The sequence below is a fragment of the Shewanella sp. SW24 genome, from assembly GCF_025653395.1.
GTDB classification, from domain to species: domain Bacteria; phylum Pseudomonadota; class Gammaproteobacteria; order Enterobacterales; family Shewanellaceae; genus Shewanella; species Shewanella oncorhynchi.
The window spans coordinates 1-24,451 of sequence record NZ_JAKKSH010000032.1 but is presented as its reverse complement, the minus strand read 5'-3'; the positions used below and the strand labels follow the sequence as shown (position 1 = coordinate 24,451).

The window sequence follows — 24,451 nt, the reverse complement described above, 5'->3', positions numbered from 1 at the left end:
CCCAATAAAGTCCTGTTAACGCGGTCTTTATGAAGGCGCTTTTTTGTAGGGCAACACATCCTGCATCTGCGCCATATATTGCTGCATTTGCAGTGTTTCTTGCTCAACAAAGTCGGCAATCGCCGCCTTAAATCCCAAATGGGCGATGTTATTGTAGGAATACATTGCTACGGGTTCAAAGCCACGCAGCACCTTATGTTCCCCCTGCGCGCCCGCATCAAACACTTGAAACTCATGTTCAATACAATATTGAATACCTTGATAATAACAGGCCTCAAAATGTAAACCGTCGAGCTCAACCGTCGTCCCCCAATAACGACCATATAAGCATTTCTGCCCTCGGGTATTCTCACCTTTTAAATACAAGGCGCCAGCGACCATCTCACCCTTTGCATCTTCAACCACCAAGAGTAGGACTTGCGCAGCGAGTTGTGCCCCCAACTGCTGAAAAAAGGTTGGCGTTAAATAGCCGCGATGACCGGAGCGCTTAAGGTAAGTTAATTGATAACATTGGATAAACGTCTGCCATTGCGAAGCGGTGATCTGCTCCCCTTCGACAAACTGAAACTTAAGATTAAAAGGCTGTAACTGCACCCGCTCCTTCAAGATATTTTTACGCTTACGGGAACTAAAGCCCGCCAGAAAATCATTAAAATCCCGATAACTGCGATTATGCCAGTGGAACTGCGTGCCTAAGCGTTTTAACAGCGAATTTGGCAAACTTTCAAATAACGGCGTTTGTGTTGGGGTAACAAACAGGCTGTGCCATGAGGAAATCGGGTTATCGCCCAGCCCTGGCTGATTAAGAATAGCTTCCTCAAGTACGAGATTATCCTGCGCTGATATTAGTCGGCGATTCAATGTCAGCAGCAGTAATGCCGCCACGCGCAGTTGTTCGGCGCGATCTAATGCGGGATGAATGCCCATCCGTTGACCTTGCACTGGGGTAAAAGGGATCGCATTCACCCATTTGGGATAGTAATCGAGCCCATGGCGCTCATAGGCTTCGGCCCACGCCCAATCGAACACATACTCACCGTAGGAGTGGGATTTTTGGTACAAGGGCATGACGGCAATAAGTGGAAACTGATTGAAGTGCTTAGCAGTTTGCACACTGATAAACCCTCCTTCAGCCAAAGGCGACAAGCTTTTATCCTTACTGTCGACATTATTTAATGTGTCACCCGCATCGAACACGCATAAATGTCGAGGCGTCCAACCGGTTGCAGTGCAGGCAGAGCGGCTTTGCTCGAGTGCCAACAGAAACTCATGGCGGCAAAAGGGATTCGCCTCACCCATGGCGGCATTCCACGCACTGGCCGAAATATCCGACATTGAGCTCGCAAAAGCCAAGATAAGCTGTCTCATTGGGTAAATTATCGTCCTTTACTGGTGTGAACAAGTATACGAGGTTGCAATTAAGCCTAATTCTCGGCACATTGCATAGTCATAATTAAAATAAATTCAGGATTGAGTATGCGTCCAACAAGACCTTTTAGACCTCTTATTCTCGCCATTGCGATGGCGCTTCCCTTACTATCATCTCCCAGTCTGCTTGCCGATGAATCGCCAATTTTCAGCCAGATGGCCACCGCACAACCTGTGTGGGCTAAGCATGGCATGGTCGCAAGCCAAGAAACTCTCGCCAGTCGCACCGGCGTTGAGATCCTAAAGCAAGGCGGTAATGCGGTTGACGCCGCCGTGGCTGTCGCCTTCAGTTTGGCAGTCACCTTACCCCGTGCTGGCAATATCGGCGGCGGTGGTTTTATGCTGGTGCATATTGCCAAAGAAAACAAAACCATCGCTATCGATTACCGTGAAATGGCGCCGTCTAAAGCCAAGAAAAACATTTTCCTCGACGAAAATGGCGACGCAGTTGAAAAACTAAGCCGCGAACACGGTCTTGCCGTGGGTGTGCCAGGTACTGTGATGGGCATGAGCTTAGCCCTTGAAAAATATGGCACTATGACACTCGCCCAAGTCGCCGCGCCCGCGATTAAAATGGCGCAGGAAGGCATTAGCGTAACGCCAGATCTTGCCCAATCCCTTGCAGGCCTCAAACGCCGCATGACCCAATGGCCAACCACGGCCGCTATCTTCTACAAAGCTGACGGCAGTGACTATCAAGTGGATGATATTCTTAAACAACCTGAACTTGCCCATTCGTTAAGTCTTATCGCTGAAAAAGGCACCAAAGGATTCTACGAAGGTGAAACCGCCACTAAGCTCATCAATGCGGTGAAAGACGCTGGCGGCATTATGACCTTAGACGACCTTAAAAATTATAAGGTTGTGGAACGTGAACCCGTGCGCGGCGAATACCGCGGTTACCAAGTTGTGTCTATGCCACCACCATCATCGGGCGGCGTGCACATCATCGAAATGCTCAACGTATTGCAGCAATTCCCGATAGACAAACTCGGCCACAATACCGCGCAAACGATTCATCTGATGGCAGAAACCATGAAATACGCCTATAGCGATCGCAGCGAATACTTAGGCGATCCCGACTTTTATAAGGTACCCATCAAAGCATTAACCAGTAAGGACTACGCCCACAAAATCGCCAGCCAAATTGCGATGAATAAAGCTACACCGAGCGCTGAAATCAAGCCCGGCAAGCTCGCCCCCTATGAGAGCGATCAAACCACTCACTTCTCGGTAGTCGATAAATGGGGTAACGCTGTCTCTAATACTTACACCTTAAACTTCAGCTATGGCTCAGGTTTAGTGGCGAAGGGAACAGGGATTCTGCTCAATAACGAGATGGATGATTTCTCTGCCAAACCCGGCGTGCCAAACGGCTACGGTTTAGTAGGCGGTGATGCCAATGCGGTCGAGGGCAATAAACGCCCACTCAGCTCAATGAGCCCAACAATAGTAATGAAGGATGGCAAACCCTTCCTCGTCACTGGCAGTCCAGGTGGTTCGCGCATTATCACCACCACACTGCAGATCATCATGAATGTTATTGATCATGGATTGAATATCGCGGAAGCCAGTAATGCGGCGCGGGTTCACCATCAATGGCAACCCGATGAATTGCGAGTCGAGTCCAGCTTTAATCGCGATACCATTTCCCTGCTCGAAGCCAAAGGACACAAAGTGAAAGTACAATCCGCTATGGGCAGTACGCAATCAATCATGGTGACCGAACAAGGGATTTTTGGCGCGTCTGATCCACGCCACTCGGGTAGCGAAGCCATCGGCTACTAGCATCTCCATGATGCTAATGTTAGTGAAAGAGATGAGTGTAAAGAGATGAGTGAGAGAAATAGGTGGATGAGATAAAAGGATTTATGACCGATTCGATATAGGTCATAAACCCTGAGTAAAGCTTGTCCTTCCACTCAACGAATGCAAACTCTCGCTTAAAAAAGCCCTGCTATACATCACTGTATAAGCAGGGCTTTTTATTATTTTTAATTACACCTTATCATGCTGATTTACATTAACTTTTAATTTGATGAAGCGACAGGTGAGTCATGAAGTATCTACTGAGACCTAACGCACTTATGTACAAAATCCATTGCTAAACTGTAATGTCAGTTATTGGGATCTTAGCGTTGGCTGGTATCCACTCATATAGGCTTGCCATGGCATTCACTCTCCGACTCGCAGCCAGTCCGTCCGTGGATGCTCGACCGCCCCATCCATGGGGCGGACGGTCGTCTCGCTAATCACCATGGCTCACCTTTTTGGCACTAGTGTAACCTGTCTGTATGAAGGAGATACCCTGAACGCTTTTGGACAAAAAGCTGCTGAGTGCTGACGCTAATTGGGGGAACCAAAATTCATGGCAGCACGAGGTCAATTGGAACGCTTTGTTAGCTTTTCGAACTCAAGCTCAAATCTTTCCGAGCTAGTGTGGGCTTGATAAATTTGAACATGGGAAAGTTTGGGATTTGACTCAATTTTTTCTATTATTTCATCTTTATCCGATTCTGAAACTCGGCAACCTAAATAAATAGATTTAATTGAGTGCACGGGTACTTTATATAAAAAAACTGTCGAAGGATCTTCAGAAATCTCTTGTAAAAACTCATGAATAATAGCATCAGCCATAGATAGCTGCATTTCTTCTGCAGAAACGTATTCTTCGTCATAAGGGAATGAACTACTCATCTCGGCTAACAATGGTTCTTTTACATTAATCATATACATATTATTAGCAATGAATTTTCGTTGAAGAACCTCAGGGCTATACATATTATCCTCTATTGAAGATAAATAACGTTTATGAACAATAATCCTATCAGCTGTAACTAATGGCAGAATTATCCGATGCTCTTTTTCATATATCCATTCTTCACTTTTTACAAGAAAATGTTCTAATACACTATCAAATCCTTTTATATTAGGTCGCAAAGAATTATATCGAACTCGTTGAACTGCTCCTGCATTTATTTCTGATTTTAGCTTTGCATCATTTTCATCTAAAACTTCTTCGTCTAATTCTTCATCGAACTTTGTTAATATAGGGCTTTTATAAGATTCAAAAATCGGATTGTCTGTATCAAATTCTATAACAATACCCTTATGCTGGTCAGCGTAATGAGACCACATCAAAAGATTATTATTCGTCTCTGATAATGAAATAACTGCATAGTCAAAATAAGAATTTTCAGAAAGCGTTTCAAAGTCAAGTTTGCTTAAATTAGATCCCTTGATCTTAAAGCTTGGTCGTAGTTCAAATGGATCATTTAAAGCATACTTTTGACTAGCTCGTAATAAAAAGTTATCAAAGAACTCCAATCTCAACGGTGTATATTTATATATTTTGTTAAGCACAAAGTCTCCTTGAAGCTAACGTCTTAGTATTTATGCGCTGTTTGCAGGGCATAAATCGCTTGTTGGACTTGGCCGCTGCCACATCCATGTAAATGGGTATAAATGATGCTATAGGAATTTGCTTTTTTGCGGAAGCGGTTTTTTATACAGTTTGATGGGTAATCACTTGATATCGTTTTAGCTTTCTCATTTTTCGCACTTATTTTTTGCTGATGAATCGCTATCTAACGACTCAAAACTCCAAGGAATACACCTCCCCTCGGAGTTGCCGCAGGGCGAATAGAGCTCTTGATTTAATAAAGAGTGCGTGAGTTCAGTCATGGATGACCGACTAGCTTTCGCAGGTGCAGGGACGCATCCTTCGGAAGCGATAGCAAATTTTCAGATGAGCACAAGGGGCTCTCAACTCCGTTGGGGGGCGTCATGGAGCATCCAAGGAGGATAGGACGAGCAGTCCTCCTTGCTCGACTCTTAATTAAACATCAGGGGGTGAAGCCCCACGACTTTGATTGTGATTAAAGAATTCAAACGAAGTTTGTAATGGTAGAGATCACTATTTCACCGCCGATAGCTCGATAAATGCTGCGGTGTACATTTTTAGGTTCAGCATAAATTGCTTATGGGCGATGAACTCTTTTTCGGTATGGCCTGTGTATTCCACGCCCAGCATCGCTGGGTCAAAACTTAAAGCAATGGGGAATAATTTACTGTTCGTTGAGCCGCCAATTGTAATGGGTTTAGGGTCGACTAAGCCAAGAAAACGTGCCTGAGACGCGATAATATCCCCGCCCAGTTTGCCATCATTTTTTGCTTAAAAGCCTGAAACAAAACATTTGTTACAAACTAAACACAAAATCGATGGAACCCCTAGTCCGATACATGTTAAACAGTCACATTAAGCTTAATTTAATGGTTTTAGCCGCACGTAGACTTCAATTTTTTCTTGAAATCCAAGGCCATCATCATGCAAACATCCATAACAATATCAACCTAACGGGGAACAAATAATGAAGGGACTAACCCTCAAACCGCAAGCCCTCACGCCACGCACTGCTAAGCTCACGCTAAGTGCCATCGCTTTCGCCTTAACATTGGGCGCCTGTAGCACACAACAACCCGATGCCAGTGTTCAAGCAAGTGCGGCGCCAAATGCAGTGTCAGCACAAATTATCAGCCAGAATGCGACTAATCCATTCTTTAAACCCTATGATACTTTTATGGAAATTCCGGCCTTCGATAAAATCAAGCCTGAGCATTTCCTCCCCGCATTTAAAGCGGGAATCGCCCAACAACACGAACAAATTCAAGCAATTGTTGATAATAAAGCCAAACCCACCTTCGCCAATACGATTGAAGCCATGGAGTTTTCTGGCGATCTAGTGACGCGCGTTTCTAACGTCTTCTTTAACCTGACGGGCGCGGATACGAATGAAGCATTGCAAGCACTCTCGAAAGAAGTGTCGCCTATGTTATCGTCCGCCGAAGACGATATTTTGCTTAATGACAAACTGTTTCAAAAAGTTAAAGCCGTCCACGACGCAAAAGACAACCTGAAGCTCAACACAGCCCAAGCCAAATTACTGGAAGATACCTATAAATCTTTCACCCGTGGCGGCGCTAACTTAAGCGAGCCAGATAAAACCAAACTGCGCGCGCTGAACGAAGAAATCGGCAAACTCAATTTAACCTTTGGTGACAATCTATTAGCCGAAACCAATGCCTTCGAATTAGTGGTTGATAGTAAAGCCGATCTCGCGGGTTTACCCGCAGATGTGATTGCCACAGCCTTTGAAACCGCCAAAAAACGTGGCCACGAAGGCAAGTGGGTATTTACCACGTCTCGCCCTTCTATTACGCCTTTTTTGACCTATGCCGATAATCGCCAGTTACGTGAAAAACTCTACAAAGGCTATATCGAGCGCGGTAACAACAATAACGCCAACGATAACAAGATTATACTCGCTAAGATTGCTGCCCTGCGTGCTGAACGTGCTCAACTGATGGGCTATAAAACCCATGCGGATTTCGTGTTAGAAGAACGCACAGCTAAAACACCAGAAAACGTCTACGGTTTACTCAATAAAGTATGGCCAGCGGCATTGGCCCAAGCAAAAACCGAAGTGGCTGATATGCAAGCCATGATTGACGCTCAAGGTGGCAATTTTAAGCTGCAAGCGTGGGACTGGGATTACTACGCCGACAAAATTCGTGTCGCTAAGTACAACTTTAACGAGCAACAAACCCGCCCGTATTTCTCCCTCGACAGTACATTAAAAGGCGTGTTCTACACGGCTAACCGTTTGTACGGTTTGACCTTTAAAGAACGTACCGACTTACCCAAATACAATGCCGAAGTCCGTACTTGGGAAGTTTACGATAAAGACGGCAAACTGATGGCCATCTTTATGGGTGACTATTTCACCCGTGACAGCAAACGTGGCGGCGCTTGGATGAACTCCTTCCGCAAGCAATACAATATGAATGGCGTTGATTCTAAACCTATTATTATCAACGTATTAAACTACCCTCGCCCAGCGGGTAATGAGCCAGCGCTGCTGACCTTCGATGAAGCCAGCACACTATTCCACGAATTTGGCCACGCACTACACGGCATGTTATCGAACGTCGAATATCGCTCACAGGGCGGCACCGCCGTACCTCGCGATTACGTTGAGTTCCCATCGCAAGTGAATGAAAACTGGATGACTCAGCCAGAAGTGTTAGCCCAATTTGCCAAGCACTACAAAACTGGCAAAGTGATCCCGCAGGAGCTAGTGCAGAAAATCCAAGCGGCCAGCAAGTTCAACCAAGGTTTTTCTACCGTTGAATACATGGCGGCCACTAAACTCGATTTAGATTGGCACACACTAACCGATACAACGCCAAAGGATGCGGCCAAGTTTGAGGCGGACTCGTTAGCGGCAATGGGACTGATTGAGGAAATTAGCCCACGCTATCGCAGCACTTACTTCTCGCATATTTTCGCAGGTGGTTATTCAGCAGGCTACTACAGCTACCTCTGGTCGGATATTTTAGGTGCGGATGCTTTCGAAGCCTTTAAAGAAAACGGCATTTTCGACAAGGCCACTGCGGATTCCTTCCGTAACAATATCCTTTCGAAAGGCGGCAGCGATGATCCTATGCTGATGTATAAAAACTTCCGCGGTAAAGAAGCCGGTATAGAGCCGCTACTACGTAGCCGCGGATTACTGGCCGAGTAACATAACATCATCCCTCTAAATTGAAGTTTGAAATATCACCAACAGGGAGCTAACACTCCCTGTTTTTATTTTACTGATACCAAATAGGGAAATGGCGAGAAAGGTCAAGATGACAGAGTGCAGCTTGGCAGGTAACATCTTGGGAAAAAGATGTTACGGAACTTACGCCTAAACTTTTTAAACGCGGATTCGTAAAGGTGGTACGTTTCCGCTTCACATGTTAACCCACTATGATTCACCGCTTAGGCGGCATTAAATTTTCAATAGAGTTATATGATGAATATTGAGATGGTAGAAAAAGCAGATCATCTTAGTCTGCTCAATATTTGGGAAGCATCAGTGAGAGCAACCCATGACTTTTTAGCAGAAGAAGATCTACAGGAATTAAAGCCGTTGATCCTCGAACAATATTTTGACGCCGTTCACTTAAAGTGCGCTAAAAATGACAATGGAGAAATCCTCGGATTCTGCGGGGTACATGATGGCAATATTGAAATGCTGTTCATCTCACCTGACGCGCGCGGAAAAGGGATTGGTTCCATGCTAGCGACACATGCCATTAAAGAACTGGGAGCCACAAAGGTTGATGTTAATGAGCAGAATCAGCAAGCATTAGGTTTTTACCAGCATATTGGTTTTTCAGTAACGGGTCGCTCACCCGTTGATGGACAGGGTAAACCTTATCCGCTGTTGCATCTGGCGTTATATTCCATTGAGGGATTGTAGATGTATCCTGATTCAATCGATGAGAATAGGATTGGAGAGTATCCGGCGGAAACAAAATCAGGCGGCGGTTATTTCTATGATCAAGTACTAGAATATCGTGTTTGGTGCCGCCCTTGGCAAGGTGCTCCAGATGAATTTGATGGTGAAATCTACTATTACGCATTTCATACTTATAATGAGGCTCTTGAATTTTCGAATGAAACTGACGGGTCTGAAGCGCCTTTAGTACTTGTTAAACAGCTTGAATGGATTGATGAACCAGAAGCAGGAAAATTCATTCATAAAACAGGTGAACGCCTAACTGAATGGAGGGTTGAGTGGCTATTAGAGAGTCAACGTAAGGAGGACACTATTACTAACTTTATAAGTGACAATCAAACATAACAATTTAATCAATAAAAAATAGTTTAAGACTGTCTTTCGACAACATTCCAACAAACTATTTTGGAACTGTGATTAGGAGCGTTACCTGCAGATTTCCTTATCCTCTAAACCTCCTGTCTTGAAACAAAAAATGGTTAATAAATCCGCCCTGACATCAATAAAAAAGGCTTGTTAGGTTTCCCTAACAAGCCTTTAGCTTTTTACAATTAATCAATTAATCGACTAAACCGCGGCGCTTTAACAGTGCCTCTGTTGTCGGTTTTTTACCAGTAAAGTGAATATAATCTTGCATGAGATCTTCACTGTTACCTTTAGATAAGACTTCCTTACGGAATTTGTCACCATTATCGGCTTTTAAGCCACCTTGCTCACCCATATAGGCAAAGGCATCGGCGGCAAACACTTCGGTCCACAAATACGCGTAATAACCTGCGGAATAACCACCGGAGAAGGCATGGCTAAAGTAGCTCGATTTATAACGGGGTGGAATTGGCGCAAAATCAAGACCATGTTTAGCTAGCACTTGGTGCTCAAACTTCTCTACATCGCTAATTTGAGTATCGGCGCTGATAGAGTGCCATTCCATATCTAACAAGGCCGCTGACAGGTACTCAACGGTATCAAAACCTTGGCCAAACTTATTTGCCGCTAAGATTTTATCGAGCAGCGCCTTAGGAATTGGCTCACCCGTTTTATAGTGTTTGGCATAGTTAGCAATCACAGCAGGATCGATATTCCAATCTTCGTTAACCTGTGATGGGAACTCAACAAAGTCACGTGCGGTTGATGTGCCAGCCACGCTTGGGTATTTCACCTGCGAGAATAAACCGTGTATCGCATGGCCAAATTCATGGAACAGAGTGGTCACTTCATCGAAGGTCATTAGCGTTGGGCCATCGGCTGGCTTAGGAATATTAAGCGCGTTATAGACAACGGGCTTAGTGCCGAGCAGACCGCTTTGGGTGACGAACTCATCCATCCACGCGCCGCCGCCTTTGCCTTCACGGGCATAGGGGTCTAGATAGAATAAGCCAATAGAACTGTTATCTTTATCAAAGACTTCAAAGGCTAAAACATCGGAATGCCACACGGGTAAATCAGTACGCGGTTTTAAGCTGATGCCATACAATTTATGCATAGCGAAAAACAGCCCGTCTTTCAGCACAGTATTAAACTCGAAATAAGGCTTGATACTGCTTTCATCGAGGGAGTATTTCTCTTTACGCACTTTGTCGGCGTAGTAAGCCCAATCCCAAGGTTGCAGTTCAAAATCACCGCCCGCCTTTTTGATTTCAGCTTGAATATCAGCCGCCTCCACTTTGGCGCGAGCTAAAGCTTTTGGCGCTAAATCATCGAGGATTTCATACACAGCAGCAGGGGTTTTCGCCATTTGATCGGCAACCGCATAGGATGCCCAAGTATCGAACCCCAGTAAATTGGCTTTTTTAGCCCGTATTTGCGCCATTTTGACAATCAATGGACCATTGATTGCGACGGCTCTGTGCGCCGAGGTTTCCCATACTTTTTGGCGCAGTTCACGGTTGCTCAGGCTAGAAAGTACAGGTTGACGTGTCGTGTTGACTAACGTAATCAAATAGCCTTCTTTACCAGCAGCTTTAGCAGCCGCAGCTAAAGTAGCAATTTCGCTGTCGGATAAACCGGCTAACAGGGCTTTATCAGTCACAACAATCACATCATCTTTAAATGATTTTAAGCTGTTTTGTGAAAAGTCCGTCGCTAAGGTTGCAAGCTCAGCGTTAAAGTCGCGCATCTTAGCTTTATCATCAGCCGACAATTTCGCGCCAGCGCGGACAAACTGCTCATAGTAGTATTCAACTAAATGCTGATCTTCCGCATTTAGGCTGCTCTTTTGCTGGTATACGGCTTCAACGCGGGCAAATAAAGTCGGATCGAGATAAATATTATCGCGATGTGCAGAAAGCTTAGGTGCCAGATCCGCTTCAGTTTTCTGGAAATCATCATCAGAAATCAGACCTGCGAGATTAAAGAAGGTACGCGATACGCGCGTTAACAATTCACCCGAGGTTTCCATGGCGAGAATGGTATTGTCAAAACTAGCCGCCTGTTTGTTATTCACAATCGCAGCGATTTCTGCATCGTGAGCTTTAATGCCCTGCTCGAAGGCGGGAGCATAATCTGCGGACTGAATAAGATTAAATTGCGGCGCTTGATCTTGCAGTGGACTCTTGCTCAGCAGCACATTAGTTGCTTGCGCTTTAGCAGCGGATTGAGTCGCAACGGCATTTTTGGCTTCATTGGTGCTTACATCAGGCTTGTCTGAACAAGCGCCAAGTAACAATGCCGCAGCTACGGCTGTGGTAATAACGGACTTACGCATATTAACTCCCTTGGATGTTGCTGCCCTTTCGATTGTATTTTTAAGGTGAAAGGTGCGCGCAAACGGATTTTGGCTTTCGGTTTACAACAGTCTGTTTTAACGAACTTGTGTAGCTTCGTACGTCAATTTCGATGAACTACCTTAACAAGTTACGCGCATTTCAGCCAAGTTTTACCCGCCCAGAGCACAGCTAATTTGTATCACTTTATGTGTATTGCCCGTCTAAATAAGCCTATGCCAACGCTACGCTAAACCTAACTCACCTCAATCAAGCCAAGAGACATGTGAGCATAGGTGATTAACATTGGCTAAAATTTTATGTAAAAGAATTATTTAAAACAATTCTACTGAAATTTTACGTCAAATATCCCCGACATAGACAAGGGGCTGAGCAAATAAAATGCCATTCCAATAACAAATATTAATTCTTCTTAATAAACTGTTTACTGCAATTATTTAAACATTAATGCAACAAATAAACAGGCTAAACGGCTCACTATTTAGGCAGGCAAACCTTGAGTCACAATTTGAAACAGCTTTTATCCGATTAATGTCACATTCAGATCATCAAATGTCTTTATAATTCCCGCTCGTTAACTTAGCGGAAAATTAACCTAACAGTTAAATTACGCTGAATTAACGGGATGATGGGCATGTTCTTTTACGGAACATGCATTGGGGTCAAATAAATATAAATAGAGATAACTATGTTAAATAAGAAAATACTCGCAGTGATGATCACTGCCGCCCTTGGTGTAAGCGCCTGTAATTCTGATGACGACAAAGTCGTTCAAGCCGATTTACGGGTACTCGAAACCACAGATCTGCACACAAATATCATGGATTTCAACTACTACAGTGGCAAAAATGACCCAACTATCGGTCTAGCCCGTACTGCAAGCTTAATCCACGCTGCACGCAACGAAGCCAAAAACAGCGTACTCGTCGACAACGGCGATCTACTACAAGGCAGCCCAATGGGCGATTACATGGCTAAAGTTGGCCTGCAAATGGGTGATATTCATCCAGCCTATAAAGCCATGAACCTATTAGATTATGAAGTCGGTAATATCGGTAACCATGAATTTAACTATGGTTTAGATTTCTTAAATAAATCCATTAGTGGTGCAGATTTCCCTTATATCAACTCAAACGTTTATTGCGCCGACGATAATGGTTGCTGGAATGAGGTTAAAAAAGGTGAGCATTTATTCACCCCTTATATCATCAAACAAAAAAACATCATCGACAGCGAAGGTAATAATCAAACCATTAACATTGGTTATATTGGTTTTGTGCCACCACAAATTCTATTGTGGGATAAACAAAATCTGACGGGTAAAGTGACGGTCGAAGATATTATTGAAACCGCGAAAAAATATGTCCCCGAAATGAAAGCCAAAGGGGCCGATATCATTATCGCCATTCCTCACTCTGGCATTGGTTCAACGGAAAATCCTGGCGATCCTATGGCTGAAAATGCCACTTACGCTTTGACTTATGTTGATGGTATCAATGCGATTCTATTCGGCCACAGCCACTCTATCTTCCCTGATGCTAAGTATGCCGACTTACCCAATACCGACGTCACTAAAGGCCTACTGAACGGCGTCCCCGCTGTGATGCCAGGTCGTTGGGGTGATAACCTAGGGGTTGTTGACTTTAAACTTGAACGTAGAGATGGTAAATGGCATGTCCTTAGTGCGAAAACGCAAGCTCGCCCCATATATAATGGTGCAACTAAGGAAGAGTTAGTTAGCCAAGATCCCGCAATTAAAGATGCAGTCGCAGCCGAGCACCAAGGCACCCTCGCCTTTGTGGATGAACCTATCGGCGTTGCCGCAGCCGACATGTACAGCTTCCTTACCTTAGTGCAGGATGACCCTACGGTACAAATCGTTTCCGATGCGCAAATCGCTAACGTGAAAGCGAAATTACCTGCAGCATTAAAAGGTCTGCCAGTGCTATCAGCCTCCGCCCCCTTTAAAGCGGGCGGCCGCCACGGTACAACCAGTGATGCCGATCAATTTGTGCAAGTTGATAAAGGCCCACTGACCTTTAAAAACGCCGCCGATCTGTACCTATATCCCAATACTATGGTGGCAGTCAAAGCGACGGGCGCCGAATTGAAAGATTGGCTCGAGTGCTCAGCAAACCAGTTCAATCAAATTGACCCTGCAAAAACCACCCCACAAGGTTTAATCAACTGGGATGGTCATCCAACCTATAACTTCGACGTACTCGATGGCTTAACCTATAAAATTGATGTGACCCAACCAAGCAAGTTTGACCGCGATTGCGCAGTCGTTAATGCCAACGCAAACCGTATCGTTGATTTAAGCTATAAAGACGAAAACGGCAAAGTCATCACAGGTGAAGAATTTGCCGCGAAAGAGTTTATCGTTACCTCAAATAACTACCGCGCCTTCGGGGGTAAGTTTGCTGGTACGGGTAGCGACCATGTGGTACTTGAACTGCCCGATACTAACCGTGAAGCGCTAGCTGCTTATATCACAGCGCAATCTAAGTACAACGAAACCACGGGTAAGTACGAAGCTATGGTCAATCCAAGTGCCGATTACAACTGGGATTTCAAAACCATCACTACCAACGTCACATTAGACATTCGCTTCGAAACCCAAGACAGTGACAAAGCCGCTGCCTTTATCGAAGCCAATAAACAACGTGAAATGAAGAAGATAAGCAAGGATGAACTGGGTTTCGCCGTTTATAGCATCAATCTAACCAAATAAGCGTTCAATCCCGAGATATCATGCTAAAAAAGGCTCCTCGTGAGCCTTTTTTATTCCCTACCGATTAAATTAACGCTAATCTGCGCGCTATAAACAGTGTGTCGCCATTTAGTTCATCATGCTCCACACTAAAGGTTAAACCTGCTTTGTGTCGCCAAATATCTGCCTTAGTATTTAGCGGCGTCCTCGCAACAACAGAGAAAGCTTATGAAATATCAATTAATCTTATGTGCCACGGCATTAGTGCTGGGGACTGTGCAGCCAGCAACGGCCGATGTTCATCTCAAACTACCTAAAAATGCTGAAGTGTTAACGGTCAATGGCAAGCCAGCCGTAAAGAGTGGCGATCTCGTTTTAGCCGATGGGACCAATCAGATTGCCTTCCGTTATGCCGCGCAATATCGACAACAAGCTGACTCAGTGCATTATCTCTCCGACGTGCTCATCGTCCGTTTTGATGCATCAGCACAAACACTCACGCTGACACTTCCCGCCATCAACTCAGCCAGAGATGCAAAGAAATTTGATGAGTCACCTAAGCTGACACTATTAAATGCTCAAGATAAAGCAGTGGGTTTTACCAGCGATAAATTGATTAAGAATGGCATTCAACTGGGACGGGATTTCGAACACGAGATACTGCAGTACAACCTTAGCAATCATCCGGCTTCATTAAATCTCACTATGAATACCGCAACAACGCAAGCAAGCGACGCCATTGCACCAGTATTGGCAAGCCAGCCGCAAATACACCAAACATCAGCAGCCACATCCACGAGCTTGATCGCGCAAGCAGTTATGTCGTCAGCAGTCGCAGCGAACAATGATAAGGCTCAGCAAATCACTCCAGCGACGACACCTAGCCAAGCTGAAATCAGTCAAATGCTGGATTACTGGTACAAACAAGCTAACGACAATACCAAAGCCAGCTTCAAAGCTAAAATAAACAAAGAGTGACCCATACCGCTTCAGTTTATCTATTTAAAACCGCCAGCTTAGTGTCACATATGAACTGGCGGCTCTATTAAAGCTTAGTAAAACTGATATTTCAGAAACATTAAAGCTCAGTAAGCCCATTCCCACTTCACAGCTTAATGTCATTTAACACAGCAAAGCTGCTAAGCAACAAATGGTACGAGTGCCTGTAAAGGCATTATTTATATATTTGGTAGAACAAATTATAAATATAAAAGACATATCATTTTACAGTCTTCATAGACTATTATTTATCAACTCGCTTTATAAAAGACAGTTAAGCATTTGTAGATAAAAGACTTATCACTTAATTAACTACAAAGAATTCGAACTGAGTAAAATCGAATAGTCTCTGTTCCTCCAGCCAACATAATTAACTATCCGCAAAGCGTTATCTCATAATTAAATATTTTTAAAAATCAAAACCTTGAGCAAGGATAAATACTATTTAGCCTACACATTTAACCGTATGAATTATGATTTACACTATATATTTTGGCTAGATCCAGAAACAAATGTAACAAAAAATGTCATAAAGGCATTATTTAGCAAGAGTCATTATCAGCTTCAAAGCCTCACTAAGCATGAAAAGATCAATGCTCTAATCCTATTCCATAAAAAACATTCAACCTTTAGACTTATTCAACCTTCAACCTGCTCATTCTTTATACTGATTTAAACTCTCCCCATCAAATGTTAGAAATAAGTTGCCTAAATGATAGGGCGAAAAATTACTAATCAAGTAAAAGGAATAACATGATGGAACTTAAATTAAAAAAAGCTGAGTTAGTGAATCTGTCCCATGATAAAAAAGTCTTACCTAGCGAATTAACACCACAAGTTGCTGGTGGTGTGATAACTCGTGCTTGCGGAGAGTTGACTGCCAATGCATACACCTGCCCTTCTGATCGTACAGGTAGCACTCATCGCTGCTGTCAAATCCCTTAATACGGGGTTCAAGTAACCAAATAGGTTGTGACGTCACAATATAACACAGCATATTTTATCAGTAGATATGTAAAGGGCATATCCACTATGCCCTTTTGACTTTCTAAATGAGCCAATATGTAGAAGCTGTACTTCATGGAAATAAAGGAAGGTGGTTCAGTGCAATTTAATCAACCCCATCAGTCTAGCCTTGCTAGACAGGCATTGAACGACATAGCTGCGCTATTAGTGAAAGATGCCAAACAATCATTAGAGCAGCAAGGGGTTGGTTTGTTAACTGGCTTAGCTGGGCAACAATTATTTTTCTGGCAATTACATAAACAGTTTCCAGAACTAGCATGCCAACATGAATTTTCAGCACGAATGACATTAATAGAAGAGCAAATACCATTCCTACATTCACAGTTCGCGTTTGGCTATGGACTGACTGGTGTCGCTTGGCTATATGAATTTTTTTTGCATGAAGGGAATTACCAAGCGGAGTTTAATCACAATACTGATGTGCTCTTACTACAACATTTACAACAGAACGACTGGACTGGAGAATTGGAATTTATTCGCGGACTAAGTGGTTTTGCAGTCTATATAGCGCGGCGTCAAACCGCGGAATTAGGCTTACCTTTGGCCCAAGCGTTATTGACACTACTGGAACAGCAATGGCATCAATTTGCCGATGGTACTGGTGCTTGGGAAGTGGCAACAAACTCTTTCTTTAGATTTAATCAGGCAACAGATAACCCTGAATATAATTTAGGATTAGCTCACGGAGTCCCTTCAATCATTGCCTCTCTATTACCATTATTAGCGCATCAGCAACTACACAGCCAAATTCAGACGTTGTTGCAAGCCAGTTGTCAGTGGTTAATTCAGCAGCAACAAACATCAGAGAAATTTGGTAGTTGCTTTGCGTACATCACGGAACAACCGTGCCAGTCACGACTCGGTTGGTGTTATGGCGATGCCACCATCGCCTTAACATTGCTGCGAGTGGGCAATGCAATAAACCGTGATGACTTTACCGCCGCTGGTAAGAACATTGCCTTAAAAGCCGCTCAGCGTAGACTAAAAAGCAGCCAAGTACAGGATGCAGGTATCTGTCATGGTAGTGCAGGTTTGGCTTTAATCTTTCAAGTCATAACACGCTATTACACCGAATCCACTCTTTCACAGGCTGCACAATATTGGTTTGAACATACATTAGCACTATATCAAACATCAGGACTCGACGGTTTTAATGCCGTGCGCGAACAAGATAATTCAAACTGCCGCCTACCAGACCATGGCTTACTTGGAGGCTATGCCGGTATAGGTTTAGTGCTATTGATGGCCTTCAACGTAGAAACTAATTGGCTAGATGCGCTTTTATTAACCAATAATTGATTTCGATATATTGGCTATTTTTATAACAAGGAATTGTTTATGAGTGTAGAGGTTTTGCAAGCCGCGGATTTTTTTGTTATCCGGGCACCTAGATCAAGTTTGTCTCAACTACGAAAAATACCAACAGAGCCTACGGCCTTAGTCGATTTTCTCGCCAGTTGGTTAGCAAACCCAGCAGTACAAGAAGCCTTATATCTTGCAAGTCCTTCATTGATGGAACGATTGCCTAATTGGCAACTGCAACCACACAGTAAAGCGGCAATTAAAATAACTAACTCCTTATTGAAATATTTTATTCGGTTTAGCTCTAGAGCGACGCCATTTGGGTTATTTGCAGGCGTAGCCTTGGGGCAAGTAGCAAATGAAACGCGCTTACAGTGTGATAGCATGCTGCGAGATAAGCGCCATACCCGCTTTGACATAGCCTATTTAACTGCAATTCGAGCCCAGTTAAGTGAACCAAATGAGGCCGAGAAGTGGCCGGTATTGTGCTATCAAGCAAATCCGACGTTGCAACAACAGAGCGATGGTCTGCATTATATTGAACCGTATTTTTCAGATACTGAGCAAAAATATCGTTTAAGTACCTTGGTATCAGATGAATATTTGCTTGCTATGCTGCAACTGGCGAAGAAGGAAGGGAGCTTTGCTTCGTTACAAGGTGGATTTCAACAACTCTATCCTACGGCGAATACTGCAAGCATACAGGATTATATTAAGCAGTTACTTACTGCCGGTGTGCTGCAAGTCAAATTACCACTAACATTAACTTCTGGCTCCCCAGATCAAACTTTTATTACGGCGTTACAAAGTATGGGCGCTACAGACAGTGCTGATATATTGCAACGAGCTCTCACTCAGTTAAACAGCATAGATAAACAACCTGTTAACCCGCTTAAGCAATATCAAGAAATTTATCATAGCTTGCAAACACTGCCGTATCCTGTAAGCGAGAATCGCCTATTACAGACTGATATTTTGCGCTCATTTTCACAGTGCCAATTAGCACAAGCAGAAGTATCTGCCCTGATGCCTGCATTATTGGCATTATTAGCGATACGAAAACCTTATAAAACACCACTTAATGACTTTAGCCAAAAATTTGAAGCAAGATTTGGTAGCCAGTATGTGCCACTGTTGACCTTATTAGATGACGAAGTTGGTATTTCATTCTCCAGCGATATTGGCTACCACACTTCCTTGTTAGCGGGGTTAAATATCACCAATCGTCACCCCCCCACACAAGATGTTATCGAACCATTGCAACAGACGATTATCGCTGCTCTAAGTGATGTATCCCCAAGCGAAACTGTGCTGAAATTAACAAGTGATTCGTTATTGTCTAAACATGAAAGTGCGACATTAATGGCTAAGTTACCCGCTTCCTTCGCGATTAATTTGTCAGCGTATCAACAAGAGGATGGCCGAGTTATTTACTATTATCATGGTTGCTATGGTCCTTCAGCAGCGAATTTACTCGGACGTTTCTGTCATTTATCAACAGATATGCTGCAACAGGTCAAACAACATTTATCTCAAGAAGAAGCGCATTCTCCAGAAGTCCTTTTTGCAGAAGTACTACATATGCCCGAGGGACGTCCAGGCAATGTCATCGCTAGACCGACATTTAGAGCCTATGAGATTGTTTTTCTTGCTGACAGTCACTTAGCAAATGAGTGGCAAATCCCAATCAGCGATCTATTTGTCTATCAAGAAAATAACACGTTATGTTTATGGTCACAGCGACTACAAAAAAGAATAATTCCCCGTTTATCCTCTGCCCATAATTTCAGTGATCGTAGTTTAGGGATTTATCGGTTTTTATGCTCACTTCAACATCAAAACTTACAAATGCCTCACTTCTCCTTACCTGATAGCCTGCATAAAGCAAAACGAGTTCCAAGGATCATGTTAGATAATCTGGTCCTGCAAGAGGCCCACTGCAATATTTCAGTAGCACTATTGAAACGCTTATGGCAAGAAGGCCAGTTTGTTGAATCCGATTGGCAACAACTGCAGAAAGAATATGGTTTAGAGCGTTATATGAGCTATGCCATAGCCGACCATGTGTTACTGATCGATCTGCAAAATAATATGATGTTCCAAATGTTGTTGGCAGAGGTAAATCATAAAAGCCACATTAGGTTGAATGAAGTGCTCGCGATGAAATACCAACCTTTACTGCAAGGGCCAGATGGCCCTTATCAACATGAAATAATTGTACCGCTGTCAAATAGTGCCGCAACCCCATACTTAGCACCACGCATAGCACCATTGACGAGCTCAACCAATGACAAGTGTAGGCATTTCGCGCCTGGCTCAGAATGGCTCAGTGTCAAATTGTATGCAGGGCAAAGTAGTGTGGAGCAACTGTTACTAAAGCAATTGGCACCATGGCTAACGCAGATGCAGCAAGATGGTGTGCTCAAACATTGGTTCTTTGTACGCTATGGCGATCCTGATTGGCATCTACGGCTACGATGTTTTGGGGAGCCGGAACGATTATATGGGGAGTTACTACCCGCACTAAATCGCTTATTAACGCCATCTCTAGCCAGTGCAGGCTTACATTGCATTGAGTTGTTCACTTACAGGCAGGAGACAGAACGTTACGGGGGTGAGCATATGATGCCTTTGGCTGAGCACTTTTTCTGTTTGGACAGCCAGTTTGTGTTGCAGGCAATATTATTCAGTCAACAAGATGACAGCTTGAGGTGGCGCTTAGCCATTTTAGCGATAGATTTAATTTTAACTCAATTCGATTATTTACCCGCCGAGAAATTTACACTGATCGATAATTTGCGGACAGGATTTGCACAAGAATTTAAAGAAGGCTTAGAGTTACGCCAGCAAATGGGCGATAAATATCGATACTATCAGTCACAATTACAACAAGATCGCCAATTATTAGATTGGCATAACCAAGCTATTGAGCCATTCAAACAACAAATTCAGCAGAGTTTACAGCAGTTTTCATCTTCGATTACAGCATGTTGTCAGGCAATGTTGGCATTATTTGAGTCCCAACAAGCAAAAGGTAGTCGCGATAGTTTACTAGGCTCATTATTACATATGTTTACTAACCGTTTATTCAAGGCTTATGGTCGAGAGCAAGAGTTTGTCGTTTATGACATGTTACGCCGTATCTATCTAAGCCAGCGCGCACAACCAGTACGAGGTTTATCGCAATGAGCGATTTATTTCGAAAAGAAGTTGTCGTGCAGCAACAGCAAAGATTACAAGGAGAAGTAAGTTTAACCCAGCCAGTTAGTTTTATTGGTTTCACAGTATTGATTAGCACGCTTTTTTTATGTGCATTACTATTTTTGTATTTTAGCGAGTATCAACGCAAAGAACATGTGCAAGGTTCTATCGAGCCAGCCATTATGGCGATTCGTTTGCCCACCCCTAGATCAGTCAACGCAGGGCATCTTTTAGTACAAGTTGGCGAGCAAGTGCAGCAGAATCAACCTTTAGTACAACCGCTGAACCTCCCAAATACGATGGGAAAATCATTTTTACTAAAAGCTCCTTTTACAGGAACGGTTACCGAAGTTTTATTGCCGTCTGGAGAGGATATCGGCCCATCAAAACCCTCAATATCGTTATTACCGCAACCAGAAACCTTGTTCGCAATTGTATATATACCCTCAAGAGTTATAGGACAACTCACATTGGGGCAGGAGCTACAAATGCGCATAGAGGCACTTCCCTATCAACATTTTGGTGTGCAAACAGCCACTCTAGTTGAGATAGGAAGTCAGCCTATAACCATAAATGAATCGCAACCCTTATCGGAGCCGAGTTATAGAGCCGTTTTAGCATTGACGGAAGACGCAAAAAAATTGCCACTGAGAGCAGGTATGGGATTAGAGGTTGATATTAGCTTCGCGCCACGCAGACTGTTGGAGTGGTTGTTTACACCAAATGTTGATGATAAGGGTCAAAACTAATGGCAACACTGCAAGAGAAGCTTAGAACTTGGTCTGGCCGCCGCTTACCCATGATCGTTCAAACTGAGGCAGCAGAATGCGGCTTAGCCTGTGTAGCTATGGTGGCCAGCATGCATGGCTATCAAACTGATTTAAATAGCTTAAGACAACGTTTTTCGCTATCGCTAGAAGGCTGTACCTTACTGGATCTGATGCATATTGCAGAGCAGTTGCAACTCAGTAGCCGCCCACTGAAAATTGAATTAGAAGAATTATCCGACTTAGCTACGCCATGTATCTTGCACTGGGATCTCAATCACTTTGTGGTACTAAAGTCAGTGAACACTCAACACTGTATTATTCATGACCCAGCTTTAGGAGTGCGGCGAATATCCCTAACAGAAGTGTCAAAATCATTTACTGGTATCGCTTTAGAATTGACACCGACAGCTACATTTACTGCAGAACAAGCTAAACAATCACTAACATTCTCATCCTTTTTTTCTAAGATCACTGGTTTAAAGCAATCGTTAGGGTTGTTACTCAGTTTGTCCGTTTTTTTACAGCTGTTTATTTTAGCCTCACCTTATTACATTCAACTCGTGGTAGACGCCGTTATTATCAGTAATGATGGTCAGTTGCTATTAGTGTTGGCATTAGGCTTTGCTTTGTTACTATTATTTGATGTTGCCACCAATGCTTTACGCAGCTTAGTACTACTGAATTTCAGCAGCCAACTTAGTGTGCAGCTAGCCAGTAACCTCTTCCATCACTTAGTGCGGCTACCATTGGCCTATTTTGAAAAACGTCATATGGGAGATCTGGTATCACGATTTGGTTCTTTAAGGCAATTACGGGAACTGCTGACTACCGGCATTATTGAAGCCATCATTGATGGTTTTATGGCGCTAGGAGTTCTATGCATGATCTTCTTTTACAGCCCGTTATTGTCTCTCGTCGTGCTAGTGGCAGTGCTAGCATATTACGCCTTGAGATTAGCGTTATATCGGTCCTTACGCTTAGCCTCAGAGCAGCAAATTCTAGCTTTAGCAGGTGAACAATCTAACTTTATGGAAACGATCCGAGCAATTCAAACGGTTAAGCTATTTGGTTTTGAAAGTCAGCGAGAAGCGATTTGGCAAAATCACTATGTTAAAGCAACGAACAGGACCATTACGCTCGGGAAATATGAAATTTCGTATCAAATAATGAACAAATTGTTATTTGGTACAGAAAATATTGTAGTGATCTATCTTGCTGCAGAATTAGTAATGGCGGGCAGTTTTACCACAGGAATGTTATTTGCATTTATTGCCTACAAAGCCCAATTTATGGAGCGTATGAGCAAGTTGATCGAAAAGTTAATTGAATATCGCATGCTGAGTTTACATTTTGAACGGATTGCAGATATTGCCCTAACAGCCAAAGAGCAAACTTATCCACCACAACCAATGCTGCATAAAGTGGCCGGAAATATCTGTCTACAACAGGTTAGTTTTAGTTATAGCTCCGTCGCTGAGCCAGTGCTATACAATTTAGCATTACAAATAAACGCCGGTGAGTCGGTTGCAATTATAGGTCCATCCGGTTGTGGTAAGAGTACCTTAATGAAACTGTTATTAGGGCTATTAACACCAACCGAAGGTGAGATTTTAATCGATGACATACCATTGGTGAAATTAGGATTAGCTCAATATCGCCAGCAAGTCGCAGCTGTAATGCAAGAAGACCGATTACTTGGTGGGACAATAGAAGATAATATTACTTTTTTTTCGGAAAAAATTGATGTCGAAAAGCTCACTCGTTGTGCACAAATGGCAGCAATACACCAAGATATTTGTCAAATGCCAATGGGCTATAAAAGTTTAATAGGCGATATGGGCTCAGCACTATCCAGTGGGCAAAAACAACGGTTAATTTTGGCAAGAGCGCTGTATCGGGAACCGAAGATTTTATTTATGGATGAAGCAACAAGTCACTTAGACATTGTCACTGAGTCTGTTGTTAATCAAGCGATGAAAAAATTGAATATCACCCGAGTGGTAATCGCCCATCGGCCCGAAACCATTAAAGCTGCAGATAGAGTCATCGATTTAACACAACTTCTACAGCGACCAGCAATTAACAAAGTAAGTTAAATAAAATCAAAATATTGCAGAATTGTTTATGCACTCTATCGACTTAAGCGTGTCAGAAGGCTACTTTTATAGTAACACCCGTGATTCAGAAAATAACTTGGTCAATTCGATAGTTGAGTTACTTATGACATAACTGACAAGAATAGACCTAAGATAAGCAAGCACCTAAAAGCTTGTTATTATCAGATAGAGATTCACTCTTCTACGTTAATCACATGAATGAGAGCAATGTATAGGGGATTAAGACAAATTGCAGACGCAAAAAAGCCAGCTTATTCAGCTGGCTTGGTTACATCTCAATGAGATAATTAGGCGCTTGGCGATGACCTACTCTCACATGGGGGTGAAATCATAGCGCTATCAATACGGAGTATTTAGCCATGATTGAACGCGAAGAAGCTTGTCTTCGTAGCTGGGGAGTCCGCTTAGCGGCGGGCGACCGCCATGGATGGTGGAAGTGTCAATATTGGAGGAACATTTATTGACCGACATCGAGATAAGTTTTCGCGAAGCAAATAAACACAAAAACCCTAGCGGTTTAGGCTAGGGCTTTGGTGTTTATTTGGATGCTTGGCGATGACCTACTCTCACATGGGGAGACCCCACACTACCATCGGCGCGTTTGCGTTTCACTTCTGAGTTCGGGATGGGATCAGGTGGTTCCACAAGGCTATTGTCACCAAGCAAATTCTGTTTATTACCGTGTCCATCTCTGGCTCACGTTAATAATAATTCGGAAAGCTGATTTTCTGTTGAGTCTTTAACTTTATCAAGTGTCGATATTCTGTCTAAGGCTTCTTTGTAAAACCCATCTGGGAAGGCTTCTTTGTAAAACCCATCTGGG

14 protein-coding genes, 1 rRNA gene and 1 pseudogene are annotated in these 24,451 nt (G+C 43.3%); 11 read left to right on the top strand and 5 right to left on the bottom strand.

The features are described 5' to 3' along the window. Nucleotides 1–27: 27 nt before the first annotated feature. The gene (locus L5M17_RS19650; protein WP_263148906.1) at nucleotides 28–1,368 is read right to left on the bottom strand and encodes a GNAT family N-acetyltransferase; all 1,341 of its coding nucleotides are present in this window, start codon (nucleotides 1,366–1,368) and stop codon (nucleotides 28–30) included. Between the two features lie 108 nt (nucleotides 1,369–1,476). Between L5M17_RS19650 and ggt the strand changes: the two genes are divergently transcribed. Beyond that, complete coding sequence (ggt, locus tag L5M17_RS19645; protein WP_263148905.1) at nucleotides 1,477–3,216, top strand: gamma-glutamyltransferase; 1,740 nt, start codon at nucleotides 1,477–1,479, stop codon at nucleotides 3,214–3,216. Between the two features lie 594 nt (nucleotides 3,217–3,810). On the opposite strand, the gene L5M17_RS19640 is transcribed toward ggt, so the two are convergent. Both L5M17_RS19640 and L5M17_RS19635 read right to left on the bottom strand, forming a co-directional pair. Continuing rightward, the gene (locus tag L5M17_RS19640; RefSeq protein ID WP_263148903.1) at nucleotides 3,811–4,791 is read right to left on the bottom strand and encodes a DUF2971 domain-containing protein; all 981 of its coding nucleotides are present in this window, start codon (nucleotides 4,789–4,791) and stop codon (nucleotides 3,811–3,813) included. Between the two features lie 553 nt (nucleotides 4,792–5,344). Continuing rightward, nucleotides 5,345–5,557: pseudogene (locus L5M17_RS19635) on the bottom strand (hypothetical protein); the annotation flags it as partial. A 241-nt stretch (nucleotides 5,558–5,798) separates the two neighbouring features. Here L5M17_RS19635 and L5M17_RS19630 point away from each other — a divergent pair. The 3 genes from L5M17_RS19630 (at nucleotide 5,799) to L5M17_RS19620 (ending at nucleotide 9,122) form a co-directional block, all read left to right on the top strand. Then, entirely contained in the window at nucleotides 5,799–8,012 is a 2,214-nt protein-coding gene (locus tag L5M17_RS19630; RefSeq protein WP_263148902.1) for a M3 family metallopeptidase, read from the top strand. A 276-nt stretch (nucleotides 8,013–8,288) separates the two neighbouring features. Then, complete coding sequence (locus L5M17_RS19625; RefSeq protein WP_173248611.1) at nucleotides 8,289–8,738, top strand: acetyltransferase; 450 nt, start codon at nucleotides 8,289–8,291, stop codon at nucleotides 8,736–8,738. Then, nucleotides 8,739–9,122 (top strand): GCN5 family acetyltransferase, encoded by a 384-nt coding sequence (locus L5M17_RS19620; protein ID WP_173244192.1) that lies wholly within the window; start codon nucleotides 8,739–8,741, stop codon nucleotides 9,120–9,122. It abuts the gene before it with no gap. Nucleotides 9,123–9,336: 214 nt separating this feature from the next. Here the strand turns inward: L5M17_RS19620 and L5M17_RS19615 are convergent, their stop codons facing one another. Then, nucleotides 9,337–11,481 carry a M3 family metallopeptidase gene (locus L5M17_RS19615; RefSeq protein ID WP_173244189.1) on the bottom strand — a complete coding sequence of 715 codons (2,145 nt, stop codon included), beginning with the start codon at nucleotides 11,479–11,481 and terminating at the stop codon, nucleotides 9,337–9,339. A 707-nt stretch (nucleotides 11,482–12,188) separates the two neighbouring features. On the opposite strand from L5M17_RS19615, the gene L5M17_RS19610 reads away from it, so the two are divergent. From L5M17_RS19610 to L5M17_RS19580, 7 genes are all read left to right on the top strand, one after another. Beyond that, complete coding sequence (locus L5M17_RS19610; protein WP_263148901.1) at nucleotides 12,189–14,234, top strand: bifunctional 2',3'-cyclic-nucleotide 2'-phosphodiesterase/3'-nucleotidase; 2,046 nt, start codon at nucleotides 12,189–12,191, stop codon at nucleotides 14,232–14,234. 207 nt (nucleotides 14,235–14,441) lie between these two features. Continuing rightward, nucleotides 14,442–15,191, top strand: a complete 750-nt coding sequence (locus L5M17_RS19605) for a DUF2057 domain-containing protein (RefSeq protein WP_263148900.1) — start codon at nucleotides 14,442–14,444, stop codon at nucleotides 15,189–15,191. 774 nt (nucleotides 15,192–15,965) lie between these two features. Continuing rightward, on the top strand, nucleotides 15,966–16,157 hold the full coding sequence (locus tag L5M17_RS19600; protein WP_147250506.1) for a hypothetical protein: 192 nt from the start codon (nucleotides 15,966–15,968) through the stop codon (nucleotides 16,155–16,157). Nucleotides 16,158–16,292: 135 nt separating this feature from the next. Then, on the top strand, nucleotides 16,293–17,537 hold the full coding sequence (locus L5M17_RS19595; protein ID WP_263148899.1) for a lanthionine synthetase LanC family protein: 1,245 nt from the start codon (nucleotides 16,293–16,295) through the stop codon (nucleotides 17,535–17,537). 39 nt (nucleotides 17,538–17,576) lie between these two features. Continuing rightward, nucleotides 17,577–20,729, top strand: coding sequence for a lantibiotic dehydratase (locus L5M17_RS19590; protein ID WP_263148898.1), 3,153 nt, complete (start codon nucleotides 17,577–17,579; stop codon nucleotides 20,727–20,729). Then, nucleotides 20,726–21,490 carry an HlyD family efflux transporter periplasmic adaptor subunit gene (locus L5M17_RS19585; RefSeq protein WP_263148897.1) on the top strand — a complete coding sequence of 255 codons (765 nt, stop codon included), beginning with the start codon at nucleotides 20,726–20,728 and terminating at the stop codon, nucleotides 21,488–21,490. The genes L5M17_RS19590 and L5M17_RS19585 overlap by 4 nt, the downstream gene beginning before the upstream one ends. Then, complete coding sequence (locus L5M17_RS19580) at nucleotides 21,490–23,607, top strand: peptidase domain-containing ABC transporter (RefSeq protein WP_263148896.1); 2,118 nt, start codon at nucleotides 21,490–21,492, stop codon at nucleotides 23,605–23,607. Before L5M17_RS19585 ends, L5M17_RS19580 begins: the two co-directional genes overlap by 1 nt. Nucleotides 23,608–24,175: 568 nt before the next feature. Here L5M17_RS19580 and rrf read toward each other — a convergent pair. After that, a 5S ribosomal RNA gene (gene rrf / locus L5M17_RS19575) occupies nucleotides 24,176–24,291 on the bottom strand. Nucleotides 24,292–24,451 lie beyond the last annotated feature (160 nt).